Here is an 8,046-nt window from a genome sequence, read left to right on the forward strand (position 1 = left end):
TTACTTTATTTGAATAGCCAAACTTTGCTCGTTCGCTTGCTGTTTGCCCTTTTGATGCTGATGGCTGTCGACCATTTGTTTGATTTGAGAGACGCACGAGCCACAGTTAGTGCCGCATTTGAGTTTGTTTTGAAGTTGAGTCAGTGAAGTGCAGTCTTGTTTCTCCATCGCGTCATGTATTTGTTTATCAGTGACACGGAAACAACTACAAACCAGTTTGGCACTGCTTTGCGATTGAGTGATGGTAAGCAGTTGCGATAGCTCCATCGGTTTGCCAATCAAGCCAGTAAAGTTGGTGTAGTCGGTTTGAATCGGTTCACTAGACACCACCAAAACAGAGCGAATGATACGAACGTCTCCAACAAGGTCGTAATCCACCGCTAGCCAACCTTGGGCAATATCTATCGTAATTCTGCGGCTCTTTTCCGTTCGACAAAAACTCTGCTTCTTTGGTCGCTTATCGTGTGCAAAGCGCCAAATGCCCAAATTGCTTTCTGCTTGAAATGCGCTGTAGAGAAATTTACCGGAATCAAACTGTGTACCGATGAACATACCGTAGGTTTTTACCGCCGCATCTTGCACTTCAACATAAGATGACTTAAACGCAGGTTGCCCAGAAATAGGGTCTTTTGCGCTGTTTACTATCGCGTTAACACTGCTTTCACCGCCATATCGACCCGCCCAATGCATTGACATAAACAGCTCTTGAAAACCCAAACCTTCATCAATGGCAACTTTGGCATAAATACCGGTGTTTGAAGTAGGCTGAAACAGCTTGGTGAGTTGTCCTGCTTTTAAGCGATTTTGAGTGGCAGAGAGTGTGTTCATGTACACGGTTGGTTCTAACTCAGAGGCGGCAAGGTGTGCGATATGACCTGTGCGCGTCATGGTATGCCATTGGTCGCGTTGCCTGCCCGTATTGAACCACCAGCCTTTTGTTCTCTTTAAACGCGTCGGAGATTCACTGGTCACGACAAAACGCGCTTTACCATCTGGGTGCGAATAGACGCCATCAGCAAAAGGGCGCTCTCCTCCCCATTGTGTTGGCACCCACTCTTCGTATTCTTGCTCGGTTAAGTTCGCGTATTGAGAAAGATCTAGCTTCAATGGCGAATCTGCATTTATGCCTGTCATCGCCGCATATTCCCTGAATACCGCCCGCTCTGAAGTAAACGCAAAACCATTTTGTGTCTTTTCCAATGCACACAGAGCTTGTCCGACTTGGCTTATCGCCCACCAATCTGACTTTGCTTCACCCGGAGGCGCTTGAAACTGGCGCTGCCTTGAAAGTCGACGCTCAGAGTTGGTGACCATGCCTTGTTTCTCCCCCCAACCAGCGGCGGGCAGCAACAGGTCCGCGTAATGCGCGACATCCGAATCCGCTGTGATATCGGAAACAATCACAAACGGACAAATCTCTAGTGCACGTTTCACCAATTGGTTATCTGGCAAAGAGACAACAGGATTGGTTGCCATGATCCACAGCACTTTAATCTCACCACGTTCTACCGCCTCAAACAGTTCAACGGCTTTTAAACCGGGCTGAGTGGCAATTTCTGGTGAATCCCAGAACGTCTGCACTTGCTTGATAGACTCTGCGTCAAAAGCACGATGAACCGCTAACTGATTGGCCAAACCACCCACTTCTCGTCCACCCATCGCATTCGGTTGACCTGTAATAGAAAATGGCCCGCAACCTGACTTGGCAATTTTACCTGTCGCCAAGTGTGCATTAATAATGGCATTGCCTTTATCGACACCATTTTCGGCTTGGTTAACCCCTTGGCAAAACAACGTGATTGCGGTTGGGCTTTGCGCAAACCATTGGAAGAATGTCGTGAGTTTTTCTTCTGAAATGCCAATTGAAGACGTTAGATTAGTGACATCGTAACGCAAGTCAGAGACTTCTTCTTTAAGTGTATCAAACCCGTCGGTATAGGAATTTATGTATTCAGAATCAATGCATTGCTGCTCAATAAGAAACTTAAGCAGCCCATTAAAAAGTGATACATCCCCATCGTTTTTAATCGGTAGATGCAAATCCGCTTGCTGTGCAGTGACCGTTTCACGCGGGTCAATGACCACCAGCTTGAGGTTAGGATTGTTTTCTCTCGCTTGTTGAATACGTCGGAATAAAACAGGATGCGTCCAAGCGGTATTAGCACCGCAAATTATCAAGAGCTCAGTCTTATCAATATCGTCGTAATTGACGGGAACGACATCTTCACCAAATGCTCGTACATGAGCCGCAACTGCCGAAGACATACACAAACGGGAGTTAGTATCGATGTTTGCGCTGCCAACATAGCCTTTCATGAGTTTGTTGGCGACGTAATAGTCTTCCGTCAACAACTGACCAGAAACATACATAGCGACGGAATCAGGTCCAAACTCCGCTTTCGCTTGATGAATCTTTTCTGCAATTAGATCCGTGGCTTGTTGCCATTGTACTTCTTGCCCTTGAGGTCGCTGCTTGGTGACAAGCTTTGGATACAGCAAACGCGAAGGCATATTCAAGCTCTCTGCCAACGCGACGCCCTTTACGCACAGTGAGCCCGCATTTGCAGGATGACACGCATCCCCAACGATTCCTTTCGCATTGACCTCAACACCACATCCAACACCACAATAGGGACAAGTGGTTTTTTTGCATCCTTGCGACATAACACCTCCAGTTCGATTCAGCCCAACTTACTAGCAAAAAAAAGCCTCTCCCGAATCGAGAGAGGCAGCAATGCCTTTAACGCTGTTAGTACATTTTCAAAAAGTAATACCCTATACCGCTCTCGCCTGCTATTGAGAGCGGTGCATCGAGTTATCGATGAACGTTTATGTTAAGCAAGTGAGGCGCCAAGATTAAAAATCCTTACTATACAAAAGGTTAGCTTAAAACCAATTATAGCAACGCAATGCTACGCACTGATTGTGTGCAAACTTCGGTCATTATCGTGCAGTATTACTTTACTAATTCCATAACTAACCTGGATTCTTCGTCACCAAAATAATGCGCTTCTTCTTCTAACGTTTTAAAGCCAAGGGAGAGGTATAAAGACAATGCAGGTTGGTTCTTAGGATCGACAGTCAATTTCACGCTTGAGCCTAACGTCAACGGCGCAATAACGTTTTCAAGGAGGGAACGCGCAATACCTTTACCTCTATGTTGAATATCGACGGCCAATGACATGATCCAATATTGATGTGCATTTGTGCTAGTCGTTAGCAATATATACCCTGCGACCTGCTCTCCCTCTTTTGCTACCAGTAAACTCTCTCCCCAACAATCAAAAGCTTGCCGAAAGAAAAATTGAGGATAGGCGTGTTCTCCAAATAAAGTATTTTCGAGCTTATATATGGCAAATAAGTCCTCTTTTTGCGCAGACAAGATGTCCATTCAATGACTCCTTCTTTAACATGAATGGCAGCAGTATACCTAAATCTCATCTAAATGACGGGACACACACATCTCAATTAAGTGCTTAAGAAATGTAATATTCTTCCTGAAAATTAGGCCTAACTCACTTAGAACATACATCCGTGATTAAGTTTTAACCGCAAAATCAAAAACCACACAAGATGAAAATTTCAATACATACGACCATTAAATGCATTAAATTTAAGAACTTTATTCTGGTTTATTGAAAAATTCATAGTTGGATAATTTACAACCACCCCAAATTCACAGCATTATTCACCAAGCTTCGCGTGTGATAATAAACACTAAAACCTTTACCATTTTCAGCATTATTATTTTTATAAAAGCGAGTTTTAAAGTGAAAGAATCTCGAAATGCCTTAAATCCTAGTGAAATAAATATAACCACAGCTTGGTCAAAACATGATACACATTGGGTTCTTAGCCTATTTGGAACAGCCGTTGGCGCAGGCATCCTGTTTCTGCCAATTAACCTTGGGATTGGTGGTTTTTGGCCTTTAGTCGCGATGGCAGTACTTGCTTTTCCAATGACCTATCTTGCGCACCGTGGCTTAGCTCGTTTTGTACTATCTTCTAAGATCAAAAACGCAGACTTCACTGATGTAGTGGAAGAGCACTTCGGCGCAAAAGCAGGCCGTTCTATTTCACTGCTGTATTTTCTTTCGATCTTCCCGATCCTGTTGATATATGGTGTTGGAATAACAAACACAGTAGATAGCTTCATGGTAAATCAGGCTGATATGGCTTCTTTACCTAGACCTTTGCTTTCTGGCGTACTAGTGTTTGCACTAATTGCTATTATGATGGCGGGTGAAAAAGTAATGCTACGGGCCTTTGCCATTATGGTGTTCCCACTTGTTGCCATTCTTGCCTTTCTATCATTTTACTTAATACCGAACTGGACCATGCCTGTCATGGATGTGCCAGAAGCGTCAGCTTTTGCTAGCACTATGTGGTTAGCAGTTCCTGTAGTGATTTTCTCGTTTAGTCACGCAGCTGCAATTTCAAGCTTTGCAAATGTACAACGTCGCCATTACGGTAAGCAGGCAGATGCCAAATCCGAAGTTATTCTTCGTCGCACTAGCATCATGCTGATTGCCTTTGTTCTTATTTTTGTATTTTCCTGTGTGCTAACACTGTCACCTGAACAATTGGCTCAAGCAAAAGAACAAAACGTATCCGTATTGTCTTACTTAGCGAACGCAACCGATAATCCATTTATTGCAACACTTGGTCCTTTAGTAGCGTTTGTCGCTATCACTTCATCTTTCCTTGGGCATTTTTTAGGTGCGCGTGAAAGCTTAAATGGTTTAATTAACAAGCATTTTAACCTACCTGAGAAGCGTGTTGATCGTATCAGCGTGGCAGCACTGTTCTTCTCAATCTGGGCGGCCGCGATCATGAACCCAAGTATTCTTGGTATGATGGAAGCATTGTCAGGGCCTGTTATTGCAATGATCTTATTTATTATGCCAATGTTAGCGGTGTATAAAATCGAGGCGATGAAACAATATCGAGGAAATGTCTCTACTTACTTTGTTCTAGCAGCAGGCATTGTGGCGGTAAGTGCATTGATTTTTAGCTTCTTCAGCTAATAACTAAAGACTAGCTTGGATTTTCAGGGGAATACCTTACACAAGGTTAAGGTGATTCCCTGAATTTTCTTACTCTTTAAAAGGTAATCATCGTTACCCTTGACTCTTAAATAAGAGCGAAAACACCCGCAATCATAAGTACTGAAGCGATGCAGGTACGGCCGATAATGCCGAAGTGCGAAGGTTGAATCATTTCATTATGCATAGTTAATCTCCTATTTATTATAAAAGCCATTTTTTATTGGCTTAATAACACTATGTCTAATATCCAGTTTTTTAACAACCCATACAAACATTAAATATTTATGACAGAAACGTAATTTTTTACACTTCGCCCTGATTTTGAGCGATGAATCCGCGGCTTAAATCATTAGATTGAGTCCACCGAATATGCTCGCCTACCTGTCATCGTTACCTTATCTATACCATCGCCTAATCATTGCATAAGTTTTCAATAGATTTTGTTTTATAAATCATAATATTATAGAGATCCTTCTCGTATCTCACTCCCAAAACACTTTGCCACTGGGAATCCATCCGCACTTAACCAACAAGAAATGGTAGACTTAACTGGTATTCGGTTAAGAGATCACATTTTATTAATACGCTCATGCACTTCTCAATTAAAAAACTGGCTTGCGCACTTTGTACTGCACTTGGACTTTTCTTGCATCCCACCAACGTACTGGCGAGTACCGAAAAGCAAGCTTATCTGGAAGAACACATTTCAGCAGAAAGCAAGCCCATGTTAAAACTCTACTTTCGCTCGATGGGTAAGCCGCGATCAATTCAAAAAGATGAGTTAAATGCGCCACAGAATGCATCAGCGGAGTCTCTTGCTCTGTATTACTTTGCACGAAAGTACCTTAAGCGTTACGAAGGCGTTCCATTACCGAAAGATATGCCCGATTTAATCGAATTCGGTAAAAAGCACCATTTGGAATGGGTCGTCGCTGAAGCACAGCTCAATAAGGCTGTAACAATGATTGAGCAAGACGATAACTGGAACGCAGAATTGTTACTCCATGACGTTGTTTCTACAGCCCGTGATCTTGGTTATCTAGCATTAGAAGGCCGTGCTTACCGCTGGTTAGGCAATCTAGAAGTATCTCGAAATCAACTACGCAGTGGCCTAAAATATTATCGCAATGCCTATGAGTTATTAGAAAAAACAGTATTTGAAATACAAGTCGCGATGACACTGAACAACATTGGGACGGTCTACATCGACGCATCAGATTGGGCTCGGGCCAACAGTTACCTAACGCAAGCTCTCGACACTTACCTAGAGAGCGAATATCAATACGATAATAGCTTTTTTATGGGGGTTATCTACGCAAACCTTAGCATCGTTCACTCGAGCCTCGGAGATAACAAAAAAGCGGAATATTATTTCAATGAAGCCATTCGACTTTCAATGCAAACGGGGTCTGACACAGTCAAGCACCACTCTTTATCCAGCTTTTCACAAATGTTGAGCTCGGTAGGAAAAATTGATGATGCATTAATGGTCGCACAACGTTGCGTAGACCTGCCCATTCCAAAAAATCTAGAAATGCTAAAAACGTCTTGTTACGAGGCATTTGCAGAGGCTTACCTCGCAAACAAACAATACGATAAAGCTATTACAACAGCGCTTAACGTTCTAGAACAAACCAAGTCAACCAGTGAATTAGAGCTGCGGCAGCGTATTGATATGCTTTCGGTACTGGTAAACGCTCATCAAATTCTTAATGACTATGAAGCCGCTTTTCATTATTTAACCCAATTAAGAGAGCTGGAGGCTGAGTTTTCTCATCATATTCATGGTGAAGAGATGATTAACATTAAGTTTGATCTCGAAGCTAAGTTAGCCCAGAAAGAACTCAAATTGCTAGAAACAAAAAATGCGCTACAAGCGTCTGAACTGCGTTCGCAGCGCTATCGAGAAATGTTCTACTTTATCGCTATTACGGCAATTGGTGTCGTTGGTTTTCGTTACGTACTGCGCGTTAGACGTATTAATAAAGCACTCACTCAAGAAAATACTACCGATCCGTTAACTCAACTGCATAACCGTCGCTATCTTCACATTTGGCTGGACAAAATGGCTCGTAGAAGCCCAGATAGAACATTTGCCTTAGCAGTTTTAGATGTTGATCATTTTAAAACCTTTAATGATCAATATGGACACGATATTGGCGATAAAATGCTGACTCATATTGCCACGCTATTTAATGAATCCACTCGCTCTGGTGACCTACTCATTCGTTGGGGTGGAGAAGAGTTTGTCCTATTATTCGAAGTACAGCGAGCTGAAGATTGCGCTAAGTTTTTGGAGCGATTGAGATATACTGTTGAAAACACGCCATTGGTGGTTGACTCTAAACCATTAAACGCGACAATTTCCCTTGGAGCAGTGGACAAACTGTCGGCACAAATAATTAAACAAGAATGGGATCAATGGTTTTTCTTGGCAGACCAAGCTTTGTATGATGCGAAGCAAGCTGGTAGAAACCAGTTCGTCATTCATCCTACATCATAAAAAAGCACACATGAAAAAAAATCTAATCATTATTACTTTTGCGCCTCTATTTCTTATGGCGTGTAGTAATCAGCAAGCATCTCAACTGGGAATGCGCAGCAGCAGTGTCAACGTATATGCCCAGCAAATGAGTAACACTCAACTATGTGAAACTCTCTACTACAACCGTGCAACTAACCAAACCAAAGTGGCGATTGGTGCTGAGTTCAATCGACGTGGATTAAACAAAAAGTGGTGTGATAAAGAATTCGATAAGTTGTACATTAAAAAGTGGATTGATAACGTGCTGCCTAAGGAAAAAGCCGAACCTAAGAAACCAATGGCAACTATTCAACCCGCTCCAACTAAATAACCCCCCCTCTTGAAGCAGACGGTACACTCGTATTTTCTGCTTTTCACTTTTCATGCATGTTCGATGGGCTTTGTTGCTTAATTCGGTGAGAAGACATGGTAGCCCCATGTTGATCAGTTCTTAAACAACATACCGAGTTTCAG

Annotated in this window: 5 protein-coding genes; 3 read left to right on the forward strand and 2 right to left on the reverse strand. The window is 42.6% G+C overall.

Annotated elements, in window-relative coordinates; translation table 11 throughout:
* On the reverse strand, positions 1-2,664 hold the full coding sequence (locus tag R7Q39_RS25065) for a nitrate reductase (protein ID WP_318077005.1): 2,664 nt from the start codon (positions 2,662-2,664) through the stop codon (positions 1-3).
* A 292-nt stretch (positions 2,665-2,956) separates the two neighbouring features.
* A complete protein-coding gene (locus tag R7Q39_RS25070; RefSeq protein WP_005375870.1) occupies positions 2,957-3,391 on the reverse strand; it encodes a GNAT family N-acetyltransferase in 435 nt (144 codons plus the stop codon).
* Between the two features lie 379 nt (positions 3,392-3,770).
* On the opposite strand from R7Q39_RS25070, the gene R7Q39_RS25075 reads away from it, so the two are divergent.
* From R7Q39_RS25075 to R7Q39_RS25085, 3 genes are all read left to right on the forward strand, one after another.
* Entirely contained in the window at positions 3,771-5,027 is a 1,257-nt protein-coding gene (locus R7Q39_RS25075) for an aromatic amino acid transport family protein (protein ID WP_318077006.1), read from the forward strand.
* A 610-nt stretch (positions 5,028-5,637) separates the two neighbouring features.
* Positions 5,638-7,551, forward strand: coding sequence for a tetratricopeptide repeat-containing diguanylate cyclase (locus R7Q39_RS25080; RefSeq protein ID WP_005387588.1), 1,914 nt, complete (start codon positions 5,638-5,640; stop codon positions 7,549-7,551).
* Between the two features lie 10 nt (positions 7,552-7,561).
* Positions 7,562-7,903 carry a hypothetical protein gene (locus R7Q39_RS25085; protein ID WP_017820239.1) on the forward strand — a complete coding sequence of 114 codons (342 nt, stop codon included), beginning with the start codon at positions 7,562-7,564 and terminating at the stop codon, positions 7,901-7,903.
* The last annotated feature ends 143 nt before the right edge of the window (positions 7,904-8,046 follow it).

Source organism: Vibrio sp. 947 (genome assembly GCF_033339115.1).
Classification (GTDB): Bacteria; Pseudomonadota; Gammaproteobacteria; order Enterobacterales; family Vibrionaceae; genus Vibrio; species Vibrio alginolyticus.